Annotated in this window: 17 protein-coding genes and 1 pseudogene; 3 read left to right on the top strand and 15 right to left on the bottom strand. The window is 59.6% G+C overall.

What is annotated here, in order from left to right:
- Positions 1-88: 88 nt before the first annotated feature.
- From clpB to rluD, 3 genes are all read right to left on the bottom strand, one after another.
- The gene (clpB, locus tag Q0931_RS11705) at positions 89-2671 is read right to left on the bottom strand and encodes an ATP-dependent chaperone ClpB (protein WP_299260487.1); all 2583 of its coding nucleotides are present in this window, start codon (positions 2669-2671) and stop codon (positions 89-91) included.
- A gap of 187 nt (positions 2672-2858) precedes the next feature.
- Positions 2859-3614: a peptidoglycan editing factor PgeF gene (gene pgeF / locus Q0931_RS11700; RefSeq protein ID WP_299260485.1), complete on the bottom strand. Its 756-nt coding sequence runs from the start codon at positions 3612-3614 to the stop codon at positions 2859-2861.
- Positions 3611-4570 (bottom strand): 23S rRNA pseudouridine(1911/1915/1917) synthase RluD, encoded by a 960-nt coding sequence (rluD, locus tag Q0931_RS11695; protein WP_299260483.1) that lies wholly within the window; start codon positions 4568-4570, stop codon positions 3611-3613. Before rluD ends, pgeF begins: the two co-directional genes overlap by 4 nt.
- Positions 4571-4774: 204 nt before the next feature.
- On the opposite strand from rluD, the gene Q0931_RS11690 reads away from it, so the two are divergent.
- Both Q0931_RS11690 and Q0931_RS11685 read left to right on the top strand, forming a co-directional pair.
- Entirely contained in the window at positions 4775-5581 is an 807-nt protein-coding gene (locus Q0931_RS11690; protein ID WP_299260481.1) for an outer membrane protein assembly factor BamD, read from the top strand.
- 180 nt (positions 5582-5761) lie between these two features.
- A complete protein-coding gene (locus Q0931_RS11685; protein WP_299260479.1) occupies positions 5762-6046 on the top strand; it encodes a PP0621 family protein in 285 nt (94 codons plus the stop codon).
- On the opposite strand, the gene Q0931_RS11680 is transcribed toward Q0931_RS11685, so the two are convergent.
- Complete coding sequence (locus tag Q0931_RS11680; RefSeq protein ID WP_299260477.1) at positions 6038-7135, bottom strand: FAD-dependent oxidoreductase; 1098 nt, start codon at positions 7133-7135, stop codon at positions 6038-6040. The two genes, Q0931_RS11685 and Q0931_RS11680, sit on opposite strands and share 9 nt — an antisense overlap.
- A gap of 168 nt (positions 7136-7303) precedes the next feature.
- On the opposite strand from Q0931_RS11680, the gene Q0931_RS11675 reads away from it, so the two are divergent.
- Positions 7304-7744 (top strand): GspH/FimT family pseudopilin, encoded by a 441-nt coding sequence (locus Q0931_RS11675; protein WP_299260515.1) that lies wholly within the window; start codon positions 7304-7306, stop codon positions 7742-7744.
- 11 nt (positions 7745-7755) lie between these two features.
- On the opposite strand, the pseudogene Q0931_RS11670 reads toward Q0931_RS11675, so the two are convergent.
- The 11 genes and pseudogenes from Q0931_RS11670 to ribF form a co-directional block, all read right to left on the bottom strand.
- A pseudogene (locus tag Q0931_RS11670) lies at positions 7756-9873 on the bottom strand (EAL domain-containing protein).
- A gap of 938 nt (positions 9874-10811) precedes the next feature.
- The gene (locus tag Q0931_RS11665; protein ID WP_299260475.1) at positions 10812-13817 is read right to left on the bottom strand and encodes a PilC/PilY family type IV pilus protein; all 3006 of its coding nucleotides are present in this window, start codon (positions 13815-13817) and stop codon (positions 10812-10814) included.
- On the bottom strand, positions 13814-14314 hold the full coding sequence (locus tag Q0931_RS11660; RefSeq protein ID WP_299260473.1) for a pilus assembly PilX N-terminal domain-containing protein: 501 nt from the start codon (positions 14312-14314) through the stop codon (positions 13814-13816). Before Q0931_RS11660 ends, Q0931_RS11665 begins: the two co-directional genes overlap by 4 nt.
- Positions 14304-15218: a PilW family protein gene (locus Q0931_RS11655; protein WP_299260471.1), complete on the bottom strand. Its 915-nt coding sequence runs from the start codon at positions 15216-15218 to the stop codon at positions 14304-14306. Before Q0931_RS11655 ends, Q0931_RS11660 begins: the two co-directional genes overlap by 11 nt.
- Positions 15218-15799: a type IV pilus modification protein PilV gene (pilV, locus tag Q0931_RS11650; RefSeq protein ID WP_299260469.1), complete on the bottom strand. Its 582-nt coding sequence runs from the start codon at positions 15797-15799 to the stop codon at positions 15218-15220. The genes Q0931_RS11655 and pilV overlap by 1 nt, the downstream gene beginning before the upstream one ends.
- Before the next feature lie 106 nt (positions 15800-15905).
- On the bottom strand, positions 15906-16379 hold the full coding sequence (locus Q0931_RS11645) for a sterol desaturase family protein (RefSeq protein ID WP_299260467.1): 474 nt from the start codon (positions 16377-16379) through the stop codon (positions 15906-15908).
- Between the two features lie 19 nt (positions 16380-16398).
- On the bottom strand, positions 16399-17352 hold the full coding sequence (gene ispH / locus Q0931_RS11640) for a 4-hydroxy-3-methylbut-2-enyl diphosphate reductase (RefSeq protein WP_299260465.1): 954 nt from the start codon (positions 17350-17352) through the stop codon (positions 16399-16401).
- 97 nt (positions 17353-17449) lie between these two features.
- The gene (gene fkpB, locus Q0931_RS11635; protein ID WP_366941607.1) at positions 17450-17935 is read right to left on the bottom strand and encodes an FKBP-type peptidyl-prolyl cis-trans isomerase; all 486 of its coding nucleotides are present in this window, start codon (positions 17933-17935) and stop codon (positions 17450-17452) included.
- Positions 17925-18452 carry a signal peptidase II gene (lspA, locus tag Q0931_RS11630; protein WP_299260463.1) on the bottom strand — a complete coding sequence of 176 codons (528 nt, stop codon included), beginning with the start codon at positions 18450-18452 and terminating at the stop codon, positions 17925-17927. The genes fkpB and lspA overlap by 11 nt, the downstream gene beginning before the upstream one ends.
- Entirely contained in the window at positions 18445-21279 is a 2835-nt protein-coding gene (ileS, locus tag Q0931_RS11625) for an isoleucine--tRNA ligase (RefSeq protein WP_299260461.1), read from the bottom strand. The genes lspA and ileS overlap by 8 nt, the downstream gene beginning before the upstream one ends.
- Positions 21280-21296: 17 nt before the next feature.
- Complete coding sequence (ribF, locus tag Q0931_RS11620; RefSeq protein ID WP_299260459.1) at positions 21297-22358, bottom strand: bifunctional riboflavin kinase/FAD synthetase; 1062 nt, start codon at positions 22356-22358, stop codon at positions 21297-21299.
- Positions 22359-22407 lie beyond the last annotated feature (49 nt).

Raw genomic sequence — 22407 nt, 5'->3', positions numbered from 1 at the left:
TTTGACCTGGATTATCCAACGCATAAAAAGGGCGGCTACCGACAGTAGCCGCCCTTTTATCGTCCGAGATGGATATCGTGTGCCGACCTTAGTGTTCGAATACCAGCTCGCCGTCGCGCTCCTTGATACGAATGGTGTCACCTGACGCGTAGTGACCGGACAACAGCGCCTGCGCCAGCGGGTTTTCGATCCGGTTCTGGATGGCACGACGCAGCGGACGTGCGCCGTACACCGGATCAAAGCCTGCCTCGGCCAGCAGTGACAGCGCTTCGTCAGAGACCTCAATGGCCATCTCACGATCCGCCAGTCGCTTGCGTAACTGATCAAGCTGAATGTTGGCAATCGCGCGAATCTGCGTCTGCCCCAGCGCATGAAACACGACCACCTCGTCGATGCGGTTGATCAACTCGGGGCGGAAGTGCGAGGAGACTTCATCCATGACCGCGGCCCGCATCCGCTCATAGCCGGCGTCGTCCTGCTCGCTGGCATGGTTCTGAATGATGCTGGACCCCAGATTCGAGGTCATGACGATTACGGTATTGCGGAAATCCACCGTCCGACCCTGACCATCGGTCAGCCGGCCATCTTCCAGCACCTGCAGGAGGATATTGAAGACGTCAGGATGGGCCTTCTCCACCTCGTCCAGCAGCAGCACCGAGTAGGGTTTGCGCCGTACGGCCTCGGTCAGATAACCGCCCTGCTCATAGCCCACATAGCCCGGAGGCGCCCCGATCAGTCGTGCCACGGAGTGCTTCTCCATAAACTCCGACATATCGATGCGTACCATGGCTTCTTCGGTATCGAACAAGAAGCCGGCCAGCGACTTGCACAGCTCGGTCTTGCCTACCCCGGTCGGCCCCAGAAACAGGAAGGAGCCGTTGGGACGATTGGGGTCGCTGATGCCCGCGCGTGAGCGACGCACCGCATTGGACACGGCGGTGACGGCTTCATCCTGGCCGATGACGCGTGCATGCAGCGCCTCTTCCATGCGCAAAAGCTTGTCGCGCTCGCCCTCGAGCATTTTCGAGACCGGAATACCGGTCCAGCGCGACACGACTTCGGCGATCTCCTCTTCGGTCACGATCGAGCGCAGCAGCTTCAACGGCGTGCTTTCAGCCTCACCGGCCTCACTGATTTTGCGCTCAAGATCCGGAATCCGACCATACTGAATCTCCGACATGCGCCCCAGGTCGCCCTGACGACGCGCCGCTTCCAGATCGGTACGCGCCTGTTCAAGTTCGGCCTTGTACTGCGCCGCGCCCTGCAGGCTGGCCTTCTCGGCCTTCCAGACCTCCTCAAGGTCGGCGTATTCACGCGACATGGTCTCAATCTGGCCTTCCAGCAGCTCAAGGCGCTTGCGAGTGGCCTCGTCCGTTTCCTTCTTGAGGGCCTCACGCTCGATCTTGAGCTGAATCAGACGGCGCTCCAGGCGGTCCATCTCCTCGGGCTTGGAATCCATCTCCATGCGGATGCGAGAGGCCGCCTCGTCGATCAGGTCGATCGCCTTGTCCGGCAGCTGACGGTCGGTGATGTAGCGCGTCGACAGACGTGCTGCAGCGATGATGGCCGGATCGGTGATGTCTACCCCGTGATGGACCTCGTAGCGCTCCTTGAGCCCGCGCAGGATGGCAATGGTGTCTTCCTCTGAAGGCTCATCGACCAGCACCTTCTGGAAACGACGCTCAAGGGCTGCGTCCTTTTCGATATCCTGACGGTACTCATCCAGCGTGGTGGCACCGACACAGTGCAGCTCGCCGCGCGCCAGGGCCGGCTTCAGCATGTTGCCGGCATCCATCGAGCCCTCGGTCTTGCCGGCGCCCACCATGGTATGCAGCTCATCGATAAAGAGGATCACGCGCCCTTCTTCCTTCGAGAGCTCGTTGAGCACGCTCTTCAGACGTTCCTCGAAATCCCCACGATATTTGGCGCCCGCCAGCAGGGCACCGAGATCCAGCGACAGGACACGCTTGTCCTTGAGACTCTCCGGCACCTCACCGTTGACGATGCGCTGGGCCAGACCTTCGACAATGGCGGTCTTGCCGACGCCGGGTTCGCCAATCAGTACCGGGTTGTTCTTGGTCCGGCGCTGGAGCACCTGAATGGTGCGCCGGATTTCATCATCCCGGCCGATCACCGGGTCCAGCTTGCCGCTGGCGGCTCGCTCGGTCAGATCAGTGGTGTACTTGTCCAGCGCCTCGCGCTTTTCTTCGGCTTCAGCATCGTTGACGTTGTCGCCGCCGCGCAGCTCATCGATGGCGCGACGCACGCCCTGCTCGGAAAGCCCCGCCCCACTCAAGGCACGGCTGACCGCCGACCTTGTCTGCAGTGCTGCCAGCAGCACCAGTTCGGTGGCGATGAACTGATCGCCGCGCTTTTGCGCTTCACGATCGGCAAGGTTGAAAAGCTGCCCAAGCTCCTGACCCATGGTGACATTGCCGTCGAACTGGCTGACCGTGGGCAGATCGTCCACAAGCCTGGTCAGCGCCTCGCGCACGCGGCCGGGGTCACCGCCCGCCTTCTGAATCAGCCCCTTGAAACCCGAGTCGCGGCTGTCCAGCAGTGACAGCAACACATGGCCCGGCTGAAGCTGATTGTGTCCCTTCCCTGCTGCCAGAGACTGGGCGTCGGCCAGAGCGGCCTGTAATTTACTGGTGAGTTTGTCGATTCTCATCCTGTGTCCTCTCATCCGGCGCTCTGGCCGATCAGGGCTGCACAGTCGCAGCACCGGCATCTCAAAGCGCGTGTATCAGTATATTGACAACAAAGACAAAGATGGGGGCGCCGGGAACCGTTTCAAGCAGGGCCATCAAAATATTATGTTAAATTCAAGGGGAGCTTGCCGCAGCGCCATCAGCGCCCTAGCGAAGCCAGATAATGCTGCTCATGCGACCGGTAAGGCCATTGTCGCGACGATGGGAATAAAAGCGCGGGTCGGAAGCCGTACAGAAATGGCCGCCGCTGATATCGGTCACGCCCAGTGCCTCCAGACGCAGGCGCGCCAGACGATAGAGGTCACACATGAAGTGGCCCAGCCGATAGGGGCTCGCTTCAAAGGCAGCAGCAGCCTCGGGATGGACATTGACAAAGGCGTCATGCACCTCGCGTCCGACTTCATACTGCATGTTGGAAATGGCAGGCCCCAGCCAGGCCATGATCTCCTCGGGCGCGCAGCCAAGGGCCCCCACGGTGGCCTCCAGCACCCCACCGGCCAGGCCGCGCCAGCCGGCATGTGCGGCGGCCACTCGAGTGCCGCGTCGATCGCAGAACAGTACCGGCAGACAGTCGGCGGTCTGGACCACACAGGCATACTGCTGATCACGTGCGATAGATGCATCGGCCTGAGGCGGCGGTGTTTGAAAGGACTGCTGGACGCGCGCACCGTGGACCTGATCCAGCCATAACAGCGGACGATGATCTCCGATTTTCGCCCCCAGCAACTGACGCAGCCAGGCCACCGTTTCCGGATCATCACCCACATGAGAGGCCGCATTGAAGGCGGCATAGGGGCCCTGGCTGGGGCCGGTTTCACGGGTGGTGACAAACGCGCCGACCGAGCCCGGTGCTACCCAGTCCGGCACGATAAGCGTGGGCTGATCGCGACTGTCCTGATTCATGTCTGAGCCTCATCCTCGCGCAGAATATCGAGCAGCATGAACATGTCATCCGGCAATTCCACGCCGAACTCGACGGTTTCGTGGCTTGTCGGGTGCATAAAGGCGAGCCGACGCGCGTGCAGGGCCTGTCGCGAAAAGTGACGCAGCGTCTCCTTGAGCACCTCGCCAGCGCCGGCCGGCAGCTTGAGGCGCCCGCCATAGACCGGATCGCCCACCAGCGGGAAGCGCTGATGTGCCATGTGCACGCGAATCTGATGGGTACGCCCGGTTTCCAGGCGGCAGCGAACATGGGTGTGACCGCGAAAGCGTTCGACGACCCGATAGTGGGTCACCGCCGGCTTGCCGCCGTTGGCCACAACGGCCTGACGCTTGCGATCCACCGGATGCCGACCAATGGGGGCATCCACCTTGCCTCCGGCAATCATGGCGCCGATCACAATGGCGTCGTATTCACGCTTGACCCGGCGCGCCTGCAGCTGCTCGACCAGAGAGGTCTGCGCCGCCAGCGTTTTGGCTACCACCATTAATCCGCTGGTGTCCTTGTCCAGACGATGAACGATACCGGCACGTGGCAGGGTCGCAAGCTCCGGGGCATGATGCAGCAGCGCATTGAGCAGCGTGCCGCTGTAGTTGCCCGCCGCGGGATGGACCACCAGTCCGACCGGCTTGTTGAGCACCAGCACGTCATCATCTTCATGCACGATGTCCAGCGCGATCGCCTCGGCTTCCCAGACACGGTTTTCTTCCAGCACGGCATTGAGTACCAGCGTGGCGCCCGCCATGACCGGTGCGCGCGGGCGCATTTGCTGTCCATCCACGGTCAGGGCGCCCTCCTTGATCCAGATTTTGAGGCGCTCGCGGGAAAACTCGTCAAAGAGCTCCGCGGCGGCCTGATCCAGTCGCAGACCGGTCATGGCGTCGGGGACAATGTGTGTTTGTTCGATGGTCTGTGACATGCAATTCTCTGCAGGAGCATGGGCCGAGCATTTCGCCGCGGCTTTACAATGCTTTATAGTGCGGGATCATTGGTACCGGGAACAGGCAGCGCGTCATTCGCGTAATGCGCTGCCGGTCCGTATAGTAGGCCCCACACACTTCATTCAGTAGCTGTTGGGCGGATTCTATCATGCCGCCACGGTTTGTTTGAGACGAGGACGACAATGCGCGCCATTTCCCTGAGCGCCCTTGCGCTGGCTGCCGTCATGCTGGCCGGTTGCGCCAGCAGCCAGAGCCAGGAGCAGGATAAAGAGCTTACCGAGCAGCAGCTCTACCAAAACATTCAGCGCTCGCTCGACAATGGCCGCTACTCTGCCGCCGTCACTCAGCTTGAAACGCTGGATAACCGCTACCCGTTCGGTGAATACGCGCAGCAGGCACAGCTGGAGCTGATCTACGGCTATTATCAGGTCGGCAACTGGGAAGCCTCACGCGCGGCGGCCAGCCGTTTCATTCGGCTGCATCCTGACCACCCTCAGGTAGACTATGCCTATTACATGCGTGGCATGGCGGCATGGGAATCAGGCCGTTTCAGTCTGGAAAGTCTGGACCTGATCGACATTTCAAAGCGGGACCTGGGCGCCACACGTGATGCCTATGTCGATTTCGGTGAAGTCGTACGCCGCTTCCCGGACAGTGCCTACGCTCCGGACGCCCGTCAGCGCATTATCTTTTTGCGCAACGTTCTGGCCCGCCACGAGCTTCAGATCGGTGATTTCTACCTGCGCAAGCAGGCCTATCTGGCCGCCGTCAATCGCGGGCGCTGGGTACTGGAACATTATCCACAGACCCCCGCCACACGTGACGCATTGGCCGTCATGGTGGAAGGCTACATGGGTCTGGACATGGAAAAGGAAGCTCGTCAGGCACTGGCCGAGCTGATTCACAACGATCCGGACAATGCGCGTCTCAACGGTAACACCTTCAACCCGCGCTACCTGGGCGGCTCGCTGAGCCTTGAAGACAACTGATCGATCACCTGCCGTATCGATGACCAAAAGCGCCTCACCCTTCGGTGGGGCGTTTTGGTATTCGGCGCGACGTTGGCGCCCTCATGATACTCTTTTACATTCGAGAGCCATGGTGATGCTGATGTCATGATGTAGCATCGCCCGCCTCCCCACCTATCTTTCAGGAGTCCGACTTCTTTCATGGCCCGACTGATTATTGTGGCTACCCTGCTCTGGCTGGGATGGCTTTTCTATCGACGCCTGAAGCGTCAGCGCAAACCGCATCCGCCAACACCGGCCTCAGGAGAGGCGATGGTACGCTGCGCCTATTGCCATGTTCATGTGGCGCGCCATGATGCACTGGAAGATCCTCACACCAACGAACTATCGCGCCATCTGCCGGGCGAAAAGCACTGGTTTTGCTGTCCGGACCATCAGGCACGTTTTATCAGCAACGGCCCCCAGCCGCGTCGACGCTCACCCTGAGCAAGGCAGGGCATAAGGCCCAGGATCCACCGGCAATGGCGTGCCCGCAATGAGTGCACACAGAAGATCTGCCGTGGCCGGGGCCAGCACCACGCCATTGCCGCCATGTCCGGCATTGACATAAAGCCCTTCAATATCATCCACGGCGCCAACAAAAGGAATACTGTCCGGCGAGCCCGGTCGCAGTCCTGCCCAGTGATGAGACACCTCAATATCCTTTAACGCCGGCAACATCTCCAGCGCCATGGCATGGATCTGCGTATACCCCTCAACGGTCGTGGCGCGATCAAAGCCTGCGTCTTCAAAAGTGCTACCGGCCAAAATCTGATGATCGCGTCGGGGAATCAGATAAAAGCCGTTCATCAGCATGACGGTCTGAAGCAGCGGCCGCGCGGCATTGAACAGCAGCATCTGTCCTCGCACCGGCGTAATGGGCAGCCGGACATGACGCGCCATCAGTTGCCGTGTCCAGGGACCGCCGGCCATAACGACACGTGGTGCCAGGTGTCTGCCCTGCGGCCCTTCCACACCCTCGACCCGCCCATTGCTCATCAGCAGGGAAGTGACTTCAAAGTGCTCAAAAAGCGTGGCGCGCGGATGGTTCAGCAGCCACTGCCGCAGCGCCTGACCCAGCCGCGGTGTTCTGATACTGCCGCGCCCGGCCATCCAGAAAGCGGGCTCAAGTGATGGCGTGACCTGACGGCCCAGATGCCTGTACGCCTCCGGCGATGAGAGTGTTGCAAGCAGGTCATGATGACGTGCCGACCACACCCGGGCCCTTTCGGCATCCTCGACCCGAACATGCATGACACCATGGGCCGTATATTGCGGATCAATGCCGGTCGCGTCCGCCAGCAGGCCGGCAAGCTCACCCCACTGTGGCGCCGCCAGCGCATCAAGACGGGCAATGGGGTCGCGGTAGCGCCAAGGATACAGCGGTATCAATATGCCTCCGCCCGCCCAGGACGCTTCCCGGGCACACAGTCCACGCTCCACGAGCGTGACCCGAAAGCCCTGTTGTATCAGCTTGAAAGCGCTCATCATGCCATTGATGCCGCCGCCGACCACGATCACATCGCTTGCGTTCACACGCCCCTCATCCCTGTATGTAGCTCGGGCTGGTTGCCCTGCAAAAGCCATCCATCATAAAAATCTAAAAAACGTATCCATCCTGCCGTTAAAGAATACTGGTCCACAAAAGGGGATAGTATTTTGCATGTTCAGCGGGGGGTCACCTTACTGGATGCCATTGTGACCATGGCTGTCATGGCGGTGATGATCGGCTGGGCCATCCCTTCCATGCAACAGTGGCATGCCGGCCGCCTGCTGGACGCCCAGATGCGCGATGTACAGGGACTGATGCAACAGGCTCAAATGGCCAGTCTGGATCACGGTAGACCATGGACATTATGCGGCAGCCACGATGGCCAGCGCTGTGATGGTCAGTGGACATATCTGCTGGTGCTGGATGCCGAGGGCCACGTTCATTATCGCATCAGAAAACACGACCCTGTCACGCTACGCTGGAAAGGACTGTCCAGGGCGCTCGTTTTTCACCCCAGGCTTTCAAGCAGTATTCTCAACGGCACGTTTTATCTTTGCCATGCCCACAAGGCGCGGCGGCTGATCGTGAATCGACTGGGCCGCATGCGCTTTCAGACCACTGACACCAAAGATGACTGCCAGACCATGCGCTAGAGTTCTGACCATTATGCGAACCAGAGCCTGTCAAGCGGCATCGGACGGTGCAGGTGGTAACCCTGGCCGTAATCGATCCCCATTTTGACAAGCCTCTCCGCACTGGCACCATCCTCGATAAACTCGGCCACGGTCAACGCGCCCAGTCGCTGGGCAATCTGATTGATGGCATCAACGATCACCTGATCAAGAGCGTTATCGTTGACGTGACGGATAAAACCGCCATCGATCTTGATGATATCGACCACAAAGTTGCGCAGGTAACCAAAGGAACTCAACCCGCTGCCAAAATCATCCAGCGCGACACGACACCCTGCCTTGCGTAACGCATCGATGACCTCGCGCGCCAGGTCAAGATGGTTCATGAGTGCCGTTTCCGTGATTTCAAATATCAACGCCCGAGGGGAGAGAGGAGAAGCAGACAGAATGGCCAGCAGCCAGGGCAAAAATTCCGAGTCGTTCAGGGAGTTGGCCGACAGATTGATGCTCAGTGAACGGCCATTGAGCACCTGCTTCAATCGCTAACCGTCATGCACAAGCGCATGCTCGATGACCCAGCGATCCACGGAGGCCATGATCCCGTAGCGTTCGGCCACCGGAATAAAGGCACCCGGCGCCACCACCTCACCTTCTCGGCCCAGCATTCTGACCAGTATCTCCAGATAGTCGCTACCCTCACCCTGCAGGGGCATGATTCGCTGGCAAAACAACACGAAGCGATCATTTTCGATGGCCTCCCGTAGACCGGCGGCCATGAAGATATCGCGATGGTACTGTTCAATATCCTGCTGCCCCGGATGATAGATGGTCGCCCGGTTGCGACCATACTGTCGGGAGGTATAACAGGCCACATTGACGCGACCGAGCAGGACACCAAAACTTTCAGCAGGACTGTCCACCGGTATCAACCCGGCACTGGCACTCACCTCATGGGTTCGGCCGTCCCAGGAAAACCGCAGAGCACTGATGGCCTCGATTACGGCGTCTACCCATGACGCCGACGTCTCGATATCGCGCCCATGGAGCAGCAGCGCGAATTCATCTCCACCCAGCCGGGCCAGCACATCCTGCTCGCCCAGATGCTGTTCTATCAGACGAGCAATCTCGATCAGCAGGGCGTCTCCCGCCAGATGACCGGCCGAATCGTTAATAACCCTGAAATGATCCAGGTTCAGGACGACCAGAATGGCCGGCGTCGACCCGGCCTGACGAATGGCGTCCTCAACCGCCTGCTCGAAGCGCCGGCGATTGTACAGCCCGGTCAGCGCATCATGGCTATCGGTAAAGGTCAGACGACGCTGGAGCTCACGCGCTCGGGACAGGTCCTGAAAGACCACGATAACGCCCATGGGCCTCCCCCCGGACGCCTGTACCGGTGCCACGGTCGCCTTCACTTCGCGAACATTATGCCCCTTGTTGATCAGAATCGAATCGTCACCGGTCATGCAGACTTCATTACGCGATAGACAGGTCTCGATCAGTTCAAGCGACTGGGGCGTCATGTCCGGCCCGTGCAGATGAAACACTTCCTGAAGCAGGCACTTTTTGGCCTGAGAGAAACTCCAGCCGGTGATCTCTTCAGCGACGGGATTCATGAATACGACGTTGCCGACCATGTCAGTGGCAATGACACCATCACCAATCGAATCGAGCGTGACCTGCAGCCGTTCCTTTTCTTCCTGCAGGTCCCGGGCCAGCTGCTCGCGCTCAAGTTCGGCCTGACGGGCAGCATGAATATCGATCAGCGTACCGATCATCTGCAGCGGGCTGCCCTGCTCATCGAACTGCATGACCTTGCCGCGTGACTGATACCAGCGATAGCTGCCATCTTTCTGACGCACGCGGTACTGCGCAACATACAGTGGCGTTTGTCCCGCCACATGGGCGGAAAGCGCCTGCTCTACATGTGCCACATCATCAGGGTGGGTTTTCTCACGCCAGCAGGCTATCGAACAGGCAGAATGATCACTTTCTCCGAGCATGCGATGCGTCTCCAGAGACGCCTTGATCTGCCGGCGTACCAGATCGATTTCCCAGACGCCCTGACCGCTTCCTTCCAAAGCAGATTTCCAGCGCTGCTCGCTTTGTAATAACTGCGCCTGCTCCCGGCGAAACCCCTGAAGTGCCATGCCCAGAAGCAGCGCCGGCAACACCGTGAGGACGATGGTGATGTAGTGAAACATGTTGAAGTGGGTTGCCCCGTTTTGCTGGTAGAGATAGACCAGCAAAACCAGCGAAACAACGCTGACCACGTTGAGCAGCGCGCTTTGAAAGAAATCAAACAGTAGCGCCCCGAGCAAAAGCGCCGCGATACTCCAGACCATTTCATCCGGAAAAAACAGAACGATGACAGTGTTGGCCAGCATGATCAGTGCCAGCATGGCATTAAACGAAGTCAAAATGCCCCGGGAAAGCAACATACGCCAGCGAATGATCGAGCTGTTAAGGGCTACAGGCAGCATGACAAGCATCCCCAGACATCCGGCTATATAGTGGCTCCACCATAGCTGAAGAAGCCCGGGTTCATGTCGGGGCTCGGTCAATGCCAGCATCAGGGAGCCGACCAGGGGAATCACAAAGGCGCTGACCAGCAAAACACTCAAAAACGAAGAGAAGGTGGCCATATTCGGCGTTCCTCCATGGCGCCAGCGTAGCCATGAAGCCCCCACCAGGATTTCAATGCCATTGATAACGGTATATCGGGGAATGCCGTGCGGTGCGTGGCAAATGTAGTGGGCCAGCAGATCAACCAGCGCAATACCGATCAGTGGTATGGCCCAGTCACGTGGATGCAAACGCACCAGAGCACCGATGGCCATGGGCCCGGCGAGCCATGGCGCCACCACGGCCGCATCGGCATATGACAGCTTCATGGTTCCCAGCGCCAGCAACAGGTAAGCCAGCATGAACAACATTAGTCGTAGCCAGCGTGCCAGGCGCCGGTGATTGCTGTTCCCAAAGATCTGCTCGTAGATTCCCAGCATCTGTTCCCTGCACCCTGCCCTTTGGGGCCATTATTATGCTATTGCCTGATGCGCTCTTGCCGTGTGCACGATATGCCTCACGATTACTGCTGGTACCACCACAGCGGAGCGGTTACCAGACATTCACGAAAGGCACCGTCTGCGGCATCATACTGACCGCAGCCATTCTCGTCGCCGTTGTCTGAGGTGCCCTTGTCGTCCTTCAGCACTTCTGCGACCAAACGGGCTCTCTCGCTGTCCAGAACACGAGTGCGCAGTCCCTCTATCAAAAAGGCAGGCGTTTCCTGCAGGTAGTTGCCCATATCAGTGCTTTTGACCGTGGCAGCCTGCTGCTCATGTCGATGGCCATTGTCGTGCCAGACCGGCAGGGAAAAACCGTAGAGTTGCGAAGCACCACGAGCAGCCATGCACATGTTGTCAGGCACTTCGGGCTGGTAGGTTGTAAAAAGCGTATTACCGGTGACTGTTGAGGCATCCGACAACACCTTCTGACCGGCGGGCAGCATAAGCCGCCAGCCATGGAAGGCTTTCATGTTCAGATACCCCTGTTGATCCACCGGGGCTTCAAGCGTATAGGTCGATGTCTGCGACGACGCCTCGATTAGATCATCATTATTGAGTATGCCGGGTGCAGAACCGTCGAGGGAACCATCAAGCCATTGACTGACTTCAATGATGTAAAAGGCGTCCCGGCTGTCACGACGAAGTGGATCGGCTCGGTCGCCGCTGCCCAGCATCAAAAGATCCACGGGTTTCTGATCCAGATAGGTGCGCACCAGATTGGCTCGATTGAAAAAGCCGCGCTCGATGCCTTCCTGATCATGACGCCCCAGTGAGGCCACCTGGTGAAGCTGCCAGTCTGACACTGTTTTTTTTCTGCCCCTGTTGTCATCGCCCAGTCGCAGGTCGGCGAACCAGACATTGCCGCCGGTATCACCGAAAAAGGCACCGTCCACTGCCCCGTCAAAGTCTCGATCCACCGGGGTAATGGTACTCGGCACGCTATCGCTCGGCCCCTTGAGCGAGGCAATAACCGTACCCTTTTGGGCATCGATCACTGCCATGCCCGCACCAAAGCGCGCCGGCCCTCGGTCGACCCGGCTACCAGCCGTGATGTCATACCCCATGCCCACCAGAAACACGGCGCGACCATCGGCCAGCGTGACCGCCACCGGCGTGGACCAGCTCTGCCCCCAATCCGGCGTAACGGTGTGCCAGGCCAGTGTCGGCTCATCCGGGTCGATCACATTCAGGCCGTAATAACCGCGCCCCCCTCGACCAAACCCGAACGCCAGCACCGCATTTTCAAGCGTTACATGACGCTGTCCCACTGAACCAGAGGTTGTGTCATAGGCAAGCCAGGCCCCCGGCGAACCATCCACGCCGTAATGGGTCGACTGGGAAAAATATTGTTGACCACCGGCGCTATCCGGCCACGGGTACTCTGGTCGGGTATTGAGCATACGATACACGGCCATGCTTGCCGACTCGCGCGGCCAGAAGGCCCACTTTTCTGAGCCATCGCTATCGTCGATGGCGTGCAGCAGCCCCTCGTTGGTCCCTACGAAAATGCGAATACGCTGATCATCCACCGAGCAGTTCGAGCGTGTATCAGCGCAGCCGTAATTGATGGCCAGCGGCTGCGAGTGCACGATATCGCCCATCACCCAGGGCCTGATGTCGGTCTCGCTGTCATTGGTGACATCCAGACCATAGACCCAGTCCGCCAGCTGACGAGGGGTATAGCGCGCCTGCTCAAGTACCGCCATGGCACGTCCATCGATGCCGTTGGCATCAAAGCGCTGCTGCATGCCGGGTCTGGCAAGCGTGGCAAAAACGGTGCTCTTGCCCAGATCGGTATAAAGTTTTCTGCCGGAAACGACCTGCTCTCGAATACGCGCCCCTGCGCCGCCCTGCTCCACGCTGTCCGGGGCAGCAATCTCGGTAATGCCACGACTCCAGAGATCCTCTTTCACAGGATTGCTGGGTCGGCTTGTGTCAACGGCAAACTTTTTCAGATTGCCGGTCCAGGGAACATAGCCTCTCGGCAAAAAGGCAGGAGAATAGACCAGCCCCAGATTCTCGGTACCATCGATGTTGGTGGCCATGGTGAAACGCTGGGTCTGAATCTCGTTTTCGATGATACTGCCCAGTATCCGACTAAAGGCCAGATCCAGCCCGTCGCGATCGTTGGCCTCATAGTAGCCCTGCGAGATGCCCGGCGGCGGCTGGGCGGCATCTTCGAGAAGACGCTGCTGCGTGGTAAAGCCGATGGTAAAGGTGTAGGCGTGCTGAGTGCCAGACAGGTTGGCAGCCAGATCCTTCTCGGCCATGTAACGCGTCAGCTGTGGCAGACAGTTTTCCTGCTGAACCTCCTTGGTTGAATTTACTACCGGATTAACGGCATCGTAGGTGCCGCATGACTTTTTCGTAAGATTTTTAATAGCAGCGTTGGAACTGAGATCCCACTGTGGAATGCCATCGGTCATATAAATGACATAAGCGTTTTCACAGGAACGCAGCGGACGATGATAACGATCGTTGCCATCTTCGGCGTTTTGATCACGCGGGGGGGCTACACCGCCACTGTCCTTGCCATACGTTACCTCCTGCCCGGTGAAGTAGCGATATACCTCAGCCATGGTCTCGCACAACGGGGTGGATGTATTGGCCTGCAGTGCATTGATAGTGTTTAAAAGTGACAGACGTTCATTGCCGCTTTGGCGAGGCTTGCCAGTAAAGGCCTGAACAATGCGTCCACCGTTGTAAAGCTCCTGAACCTGACAGCTGGTGCCATACCAGCTGCATTGGATATTGGCACGATTATCGTTGAAGACACTCAGGGAGAAATTAATACCGGGATGCTTGCTGACCAGCCCACTGACGATGTCCCTGGTAACCTGAAGACGTGATAGCTGGCTGTTTTTGACCGCCTCCTTCATGCTTGCCGAGGTATCGATGATCAGCATGACCTGCGGCTGCCCGCCACCGCCACTCGCCTGATAGGCCGGCAGATAGATATCCACGTCATCGGCGAGCGCCTGTGCCACAGGTATTAACATTACCAGCATGATCAACCATCGCATCATGGTGCCGCGCCCCCGGTACTGAGCGTGACCACGCCCTGATAGATCCCACGATCCTGATCCCGGGAGGCATCAAAACCTTCCGGCACAGCGCGCAGGTTGAAATAGCGATAGTGTTTCAGCGTTTGATTGCCGGGGGCGGCAAGGCTTGTGGCATAGCGACGCTCGAGCTGTTCGCGTACTTCACTTGAAAGCCCCGCCTGATCATCATCCAGACACAGTCGCTGCACGCTCAACTGTGTTCCGGTCTCAGGGGCCGCCGCGCTTTCGCTGCAGGGCTGTGTCAGATAGCCCGGCATGAGCGCGTCGAGTCTTGCCAGCTGTGTTTCGATCTCCCCATCCTGCTGTTGAAAGCGCTGCACACCGGTCTCGGCATAATGCGCCAGTCGGGTATCCAGCAGCGCGCGCTGGGCCAGCGAGACGGCCAGCAGCGTCATGGCGGCCAGCAAAATCAGACCGATGACCAGCGTAAAGCCGCTCTGGCGGTGATCAGAGACCATACGCCCCCCTGAGACGGCCATTGCGCAGCGTCGCTGTGGTCACAAAAAGGCGTCGCTGATAGTGGTCGGACCCAAAGGTAATGGCGCGCCCGGCGACCAGAAACTCGCGCGCCGGCATTGGCTGCGCCATTTTTTCGCTGCGCATCACCATGTAGAGCCGCGCTGCGACCACACGGTCCCAGTCCTGGGGCTTCCACTGAGCCACGGTTTCGCTGTCATAAAAGCGGTTGGCGCTGCCATCGCCGGTGTCGTCACGTCCCCACTCCACCTCAAACGCGTCGACATGGCGCACGATTTCACTGCTGGAGTAATTGCCCGATGCGCTGCGCTGATTGACGTAGAGTGCCGGCACGCTTTCTCCGCTATACGCGTCATCTACCATGCGCAGGTAGTAGATACCGGCGTGATAGTGCCAGTCGCCCTGACAGGGCTGATCGAGGGTGAGGTGTCGTGAAGGATCAAGCGTCAGGCAACTACCGTTGCCATGATCGGCGTAGCGAACCGCTACAACGGCGGAGGGACGTGAAGGGCTGCTGGCGGGGGTTACCGCGCTTTGAGGCACAAGACCCAGCGCTTTGGCTTGAGTGACCTCGCCGCCCCAGACCGGCAGGGCACATGCAACTTCGACGGCCTTGCTTATATTGCGGCACTCATCATCACGCCGCGGCGACATGATCTCGCCCCAGAACCCGGTGCGGCGCAGTTCCTCACCCAGCAGCTGCGTAGCCATGCGCCCTCTGACCTGCAGGTCGGCCATGGCATGCTGCTGTTGAAAGGTGCGCGCGGTCTGCATGTAGAGCACGATCACGGCAGAGAGCACCATCAGGCCCAGCGCCATGGCGATCATCATTTCAAGCAGGGTGACGCCTCGCTGGGCATGCGCAGATGGGGAGGCGAATGTCATCAGCCGCGGCCCGGGGAATAACGGCTGCTGGCGGTGACGCTCTGACGGGCGCTGGTAATGTCGGCACTGCCACAGATCTCATCGCCATGATGACCCATGCCGGTACCGTGCCAGGCCAGCGTGACGGTGGCATCGAACCGCTGCGCCTGCGTCGTGACACTGATGCAGGCATGGGCCTGCGGCAGACCATCAAGGCGGCGGTGCTCACCCTGCGCCTGCATGAGTTGATGCTCCCAGTCGGCGAGATCAAAGCGTGCCAGTGCCTGACTGTTGCAGTTCACCTGCCGGCAATCACTGCCACCGCCACCCTGCTGCTGTTGATCACCGATGGGGGCATTCGCACGCTCCCCGACGTTGTAGACGGCCATCGCCTCACGAGTAGCATTGGCGCGCAATCGCTCCAGCATGTCGTTGACCAGCAGCGTGGCGCGGCCACGCTGCAGGGCCTGCTCATTGGCCTGCTGGGCATGCAATACAAGGCCCATGACCCCCATGGCGCCAAGACTCAGCACCACCATGGCAACCAGGACTTCCAGCAGGGAAAAGCCGCGCTGGGCGGGCATACACGTATGAAACATCATGTCGAATCCGGGCGCTGAACAGCGCTCCTATCGGCATGATCGTGTCATAACTTGAGACGAGAGGCGCCTGCTTCAACGAGGATCGAAGCAGGCGAAAGCGAACAGCTCAGGGCCGGCGTCGGGTAGCCAGCTCACGCTTCAGACGATCGATGGGTTTGGTGATCAGAAAGCCGAAGGAAACGGCGCCTTCCTTCGTCTCCACTGCGTGATGCATGCGGTGAGCCTGAATACGCTTTTTCCAGAAGTGCTGGCGGCGACTGAAGGGGACCGGGAAACGCCGATGCACCAGCCCATCATGAAACATGAAATAGACCAGTCCGTAGGCGGCAATGCCCAGCCCCAGTGCAAGCTGGAAGGCATGGCCATTGAGCCCATTGTAAATCAATACCACCGAGGGCAGTGCAAAAAAGACCGCAAACAGGTCGTTAAGCTCAAAGCGCCCGTGGCGCTCGCTGTGATGTGAACGATGCCAGCACCACAGAAAGCCGTGCATGATGTAGCGATGCGTAAACCAGGCCACGAACTCCATGCCGGCAAACGCCAGCACAAACAGCATCACCCAGAGCAGCAGATCTCCCATACAGGCCTCCCAATGGATGTCAGGCGCTGACGATCACCTTCTCGCGCAGCTCCTTCGGCATGGAGAAGGTAATGGTCTCCTCACGCCCGGCAAGCTCTTCGGGCTCCTGACCGCCCAGCTCCTTGAGACGATCGATCACGCCTCTGACCAGCACCTCAGGCGCACTGGCCCCGGCGGTCACACCCACAGTTTGACAGTTTTCAAACCACTCGCCCTGCATCGACCGAGCGTCATCGATCAACCAGGCCGGCGTCCCCATGCGCTCGGCCAGCTCGGCCAGGCGATTGGAATTCGAGCTGTTGGCACTGCCGACCACCAGCAGAACGTCACACTGCTCGGCCAGCTCGCGCACGGCGTCCTGACGATTCTGGGTGGCGTAACAGATGTCATCCTTGCGCGGCCCCTGAATGGCCGGGAAGGTTTCCCTTAGGGCATCGATGACCTTTGAAGTGTCATCCATCGACAGCGTTGTCTGGGTCACAAAGGACAGATTTTCGGGGTCCTTGACCTTCAACGCACGAGCATCCGCTTCATCTTCGACCAGATAGATGGCGCCGCCGTAGCTTTCGTCATAACGCCCCATGGTGCCTTCGACTTCCGGATGCCCGGCGTGGCCGATCAGAATGCACTCACGTCCACGCCTGGCGTAGCGCAGCACTTCCATATGGACCTTGGTCACCAGCGGGCAGGTCGCATCAAAGATGCGCAGACCGCGGCGCTCGGCTTCCTGCTGCACGGCACGCGACACGCCATGCGCCGAAAAGATGACAATGTTGTCGTCGGGGATGGCATCAAGCTCCTCGACAAAGATGGCACCGCGCTCGCGCAGTGTCTCCACCACGTAGCGGTTATGAACCACTTCGTGACGGACATAAATCGGCGCACCGAACACATCGAGCGCCCGATTGACGATATCGATGGCGCGATCAACGCCTGCACAGAAACCACGTGGATTGGCCAGCCTGATCTGCATGGGCCACCTCGCTGTTGAATAATGGTGTCAGTGTCGCACATCAAGGCGCTGATGGGCGAACGGCGATGGGATCGGCGGATCCCATCATGAAATGCTGTCAGTGGGTCGTGGCGGGCGTGATATTGAGCACTTCGACTTCAAAGGTCAGAGTGCGTCCCGCCAGCGGATGGTTAAAATCCACCTCCACCTGGCGCTCATCCACCGATTTGATGACCCCGGGCAGCTCGCCCCCACCGGCCGGATCGGCAAAGGACATGACCACGCCCTTTTCGAGCGCCTCCTGATCCTCGAAATCCGCACGCTTGAGCATCTGCACGTTCTGAGGATTCCAGGGGCCAAAGGCGTGTTCCGGCGCCACATCGCTTGTGCGGGTTTCCCCCACTCGCATGCCCCGGATCGGCTTTTCAAAACCGGGTGGTAGATTGCCGTCGCCGAAGACAAACTCGGCCTGACGCTTGTCACGAGTGGTATCCACCTCGGTGCCATCTTCCAGCCGCAGGGTAAAATGGATGGCGATCGTCATGTTGTCATCGGCGACCAGCGCTGCATCGCTGTCGCCCTGCCCTACAGACTTATCCGTCATGATGACGCTCCGCTGGTGAAGTGTCCCTTTTATCACGCTTGAACGAGGCGATGATAATGCCCACGGCACCCAGCGTGATGGCCGTATCCGCCAGATTAAAGGCCGGGTAATACCACCCCTGCCAGTGAAAGGATAGAAAATCCACCACGTAACCGTGAACCACACGATCAAAAAGATTGCCGATGGCGCCGCCGATAATCAGCGAGATCGACGCCTGGTTGAGCCGGTCATGGCGCTCAAGGCGGGCCAGCCAGATACTCAGCGCGATGACGGCGCCGACAGCGATCAGGGAAAAAAGCCAGCGCTGCCAGCCGGCATGCTCCGACAGAAAGCTGAAGGCCGCCCCGGTATTGTGCAAAAGCGTCAGGTTGAAAAACGGCAACACCTCGACCGGGCGCGCGTAGGCAAGCGACATGCTGGCCCACGCCTTGGCGCCCAGGTCCAGAACGATGACGACCAGTGACAGCCACCACCAGCGCAGCGTATAGCGCGCATGCGCGTATTGCCCCTTAGGCATAACGACGCACCTCACCGGGACCGCCCGGCAGATTGGCAATCGAGCGCGCCGACAGCGTCGGATGGTCCGGATTGGCACCCACGTCGGCACGGCGCTCCCAGCTGCGCTCATCCTTGTCAAACTCGCTCAGGCGAATGGCGACCTTCAGGCCATCAAGCTCGGTCGTACGTGCATCGCTGCCTGCCGACAGCGGCGCCAGCGTGGCCTCGGAGGTGATCAGCACAAAGCGCAGCTCATCCTCGAAACGAGCCAGCAGCGCATGGAGTTCATTGTCCACATACAGGGTGACTTCACTGTCCAGCGCGCCCTTGATGATGCCCTCATTACGAGCGTCCTCGAGCTGCTTGTTGACCGCCTGCTTGACCTCGATCACGCGATCCCAGAACGCACGCCCCATGTCGGCGTCTTCCGGCAGTGTGACAAGGCCTTCGTACCAGGTCTCCAGCAACACGCTGTCGCCGTGTTCGCCGGGAATATGCTCAAAGATCTCCTCGGCCGTAAACGAGAGGATCGGCGCGATCCAGCGCGACAGCGCCTCGATCACGTGATAGAGCGCACTCTGGCAGCTGCGGCGGGCCAGCGAATCAGCCTGGGTGGTGTATTGGCGATCCTTGATGATGTCCAGATAGAAACCGCCCAGGTCGCGGGCGCAGAAATCGTGCACCTGCTGGTAGACGTCGCGGAAGCGATACTCCTCGAAGGCCTTTTCGATGCGTGCCTGCAAAAGCACTGCACGATCAATGACCCAGCGATCCAGCGCAATCATGTCGTCAAACGCCACCATATCGCGCTTCGGGTCAAAGCCGTTGAGGTTGCTCAGCAAAAAGCGCGAGGTATTGCGAATGCGACGGTACACATCGGCGGTACGCTTGAGAATCTCGTCAGACACTGCCATCTCGCCCGAGTAGTCGGTCGAGGCGACCCACAGGCGTAGAATGTCGGCACCAAGCTTGTCCATGACCGTCTGCGGTGCCACCACGTTGCCCAGTGATTTCGACTGCTTGCGTCCCTGTGCGTCCACTGTGAAACCGTGGGTCAGCAGCTGACGATACGGCGCATGACCGTCGATCGCCGCGCCGGTCAAAAGCGAGGAGTGGAACCAGCCGCGATGCTGATCCGACCCTTCAAGATACAGATCAGCCAGCGGGCCGCTGTCATGGCCCTGAGGATGCGAGCCGCGCAGCACATGACGGTGGGTGGTGCCGGAGTCAAACCAGACATCCAGCGTATCCATCACCTTCTCATAATCATTGGCCTCATTGCCAAGAAGCTCGGTCGGGTCGAGACGGAACCAGGCATCAATGCCCTCTTTCTCGACGCGCCGGGCCACTTCTTCCATGAGTTCGACGGTGCGCGGATGCAGCTCACCGGTCTGCTTGTGCAAAAAGAACGGAATCGGCACGCCCCAGTTACGCTGACGCGAAATACACCAGTCCGGACGATTGGCGATCATGCTGTGCAGACGTGCCTTGCCCCAGCCCGGTGTGAACCGGGTAGCCTCGATGCCCTCAAGGGCAAGCTCGCGAAGCGTTTTGCCCTCCCGGCCCTGGATATCCATGCCCACAAACCACTGTGCGGTGGCGCGATAGATCACCGGGGACTTGTGGCGCCAGCAGTGCATGTAGCTGTGCGTGATGGGCTTGTGCGCCATCAGCGCGCCGACTTCCCCGAGCTTTTCGATGATGTTCGGGTTGGCTTTCCAGATCATCTGGCCGCCAAAAAACGGCAGATCATCAACATAGACGCCGTTGCCCTGCACCGGGTTGAGCATCTCGTCAAAGCTCATGCCATGGGCGCGGCAGGTGTTGAAGTCATCCACGCCGTAGGACGGGGCCGAGTGAACGATACCCGTGCTGCCGATTTCGGACTCGACATAGTCAGCCAGATAGACCGGTGACAGACGATCATAAAAGGGATGACGGAAGTTGATCAGCTCCAGCGATTTACCCGCGGTCGTGGCGATCACTTCACCGCTCAGGCCAAAGCGCTCCAGAGAGCTTTCGACCAGCGCTTCAGCCATCACCAGCAAACGCTCACCGGTATCGACCAGTGCATAGGTGAAGTCCGGATGCACGTTGAGCGCCTGGTTGGCGGGGATGGTCCAGGGCGTGGTCGTCCAGATGACCGCTGCGGCCGGTCTTGCCAGCGCTTCAAGGCCAAAGGCCTCTGCCAGCCTGTCGGCATCTTCCACCGGAAAGGCCACATCAATGGCATCGGACTGCTTGTCCTGATACTCCACTTCGGCCTCGGCCAGTGCCGAGCCACAGTCAAAACACCAGTTGACCGGCTTGAGTCCCTTGAAGACGAACCCTGTCTCGACCATGTCGGCCAGCGCCCGGATCTCGCCGGCTTCGTTGACGTAATCCATGGTGCGATAGGGATGTTCCCAGTCACCAATCACGCCCAGTCGAACAAAATCGGCCAGCTGGGTCTCGATCTGGGCACCGGCATATTCGCGGCACAGCGCCCGCGCCTTCTCGGGTTCCAGATGCTTGCCATGGGTGGTTTCCACCCGGTGCTCGATGGGCAACCCGTGACAGTCCCAGCCCGGCACATAAGGCGCATCAAAGCCTGCCAGGTTCTTCGACTTGACGATGATGTCCTTGAGAATCTTGTTGAGCGCATGCCCAATGTGAATGCTGCCGTTGGCATAGGGAGGGCCATCATGCAGCACGAACAGGGGGGCACCGGCGCGCGCTTCACGCAGGCGCTGGTACAGATTCATGTCCTGCCACTGCGAGACCCGACCCGGCTCCTGTTTGGGCAGCATGCCGCGCATGGGGAAATCGGTATGGGGCAGATTCAACGTATGCTTGTAGTCGCTCATAACCTGATGGTCAGCCGTCACTGTTCATGTTTGCTGCGTTCCGCCGCCAGTGGCGCCGAGGCCATGGGATAGCGGCAGGAAGGCAATGATGCATCCACCCCTTCTGCGTCGGGCGAGGCACCCGGGCCGTCAGAAGCGTGCTGCTGGAAAGCGTGTTGCTGGAAATAGTCGCGCGCCTGATCGATATCCAGATGAATGCGGCGCTTGAGTTCATCGACAGAAGCAAAGGTCTCTTCGCCCCGCAGTCTGGCGCAGGGCATGACGATCAGGCGCTGTCCATAAAGGGACTCATCAAGATCGAAAAGATGCACTTCCAGAACCGGTCGATCCGCCCCAACCGTGGGTCGCCAGCCAATATTGAGCACCCCGGGCACCTCACGGCCATCCTCGAGCCGGGTCATGGCCGCCATGACCCCGCGCAGTATCAGCGGGCCCGGCAGCATGGGCAGATTGGCCGTGGGCACGCCAATGGTACGACCAAGCTGGCGGTCCTTCACCACCCGGCCTTCCAGACTGAAGGGACGCCCCAGAAGCTGCTCGGCCTGCTCGAAATTGCCCGAGGCAAGCAGGGTACGCACGCGGGTGCTCGATACCCGCTCCCCCCCAGTCTGAAAGGTACGCGTGTGCTCGACCGAAAAGCCGGCCTGCTCGCCAAGCGTTTTGAGCAGATCAAAATCTCCGGCACGATCACAGCCAAAGCGAAAATCATCGCCCACCACCAGATGGCGAACGCCCAGCCCCTGGATCAGCACGCGATCCACGAATTCGCGGGCCGACAGTTCGCGCAGGCGGCGATTAAAGGGCAGGCACAGCACCCGATCCGCTCCGTACTGACCCAGCAGGCGCACCTTGTCACTCAGTCGGGTCAGCCGGGGCGGCGCCTGATCACCGGAGAAATATTCGCGTGGCTGAGGCTCGAATACCACGACCACGGCCGGCAGGTCATGCGCCCGGGCATGTGCCTTCAACTGATCCAGAATGGCCTGATGACCACGATGGACCCCATCGAAGTTGCCGATGGTGACAACACTGCCCCGGTGCCGGGGGCGTAGATTATGTAAACCTCTGATCAGTTCCATGCCCACTGCTGCCCGCCGTGATAAACCCTCGATTATAGCGCTGTACACG

This window comes from uncultured Kushneria sp. (genome assembly GCF_947497025.1).
GTDB lineage: Bacteria > Pseudomonadota > Gammaproteobacteria > Pseudomonadales > Halomonadaceae > Kushneria.
The sequence above is the reverse complement of the archived record's forward strand: the minus strand, read 5'-3'. Positions and strand labels throughout refer to the sequence as shown.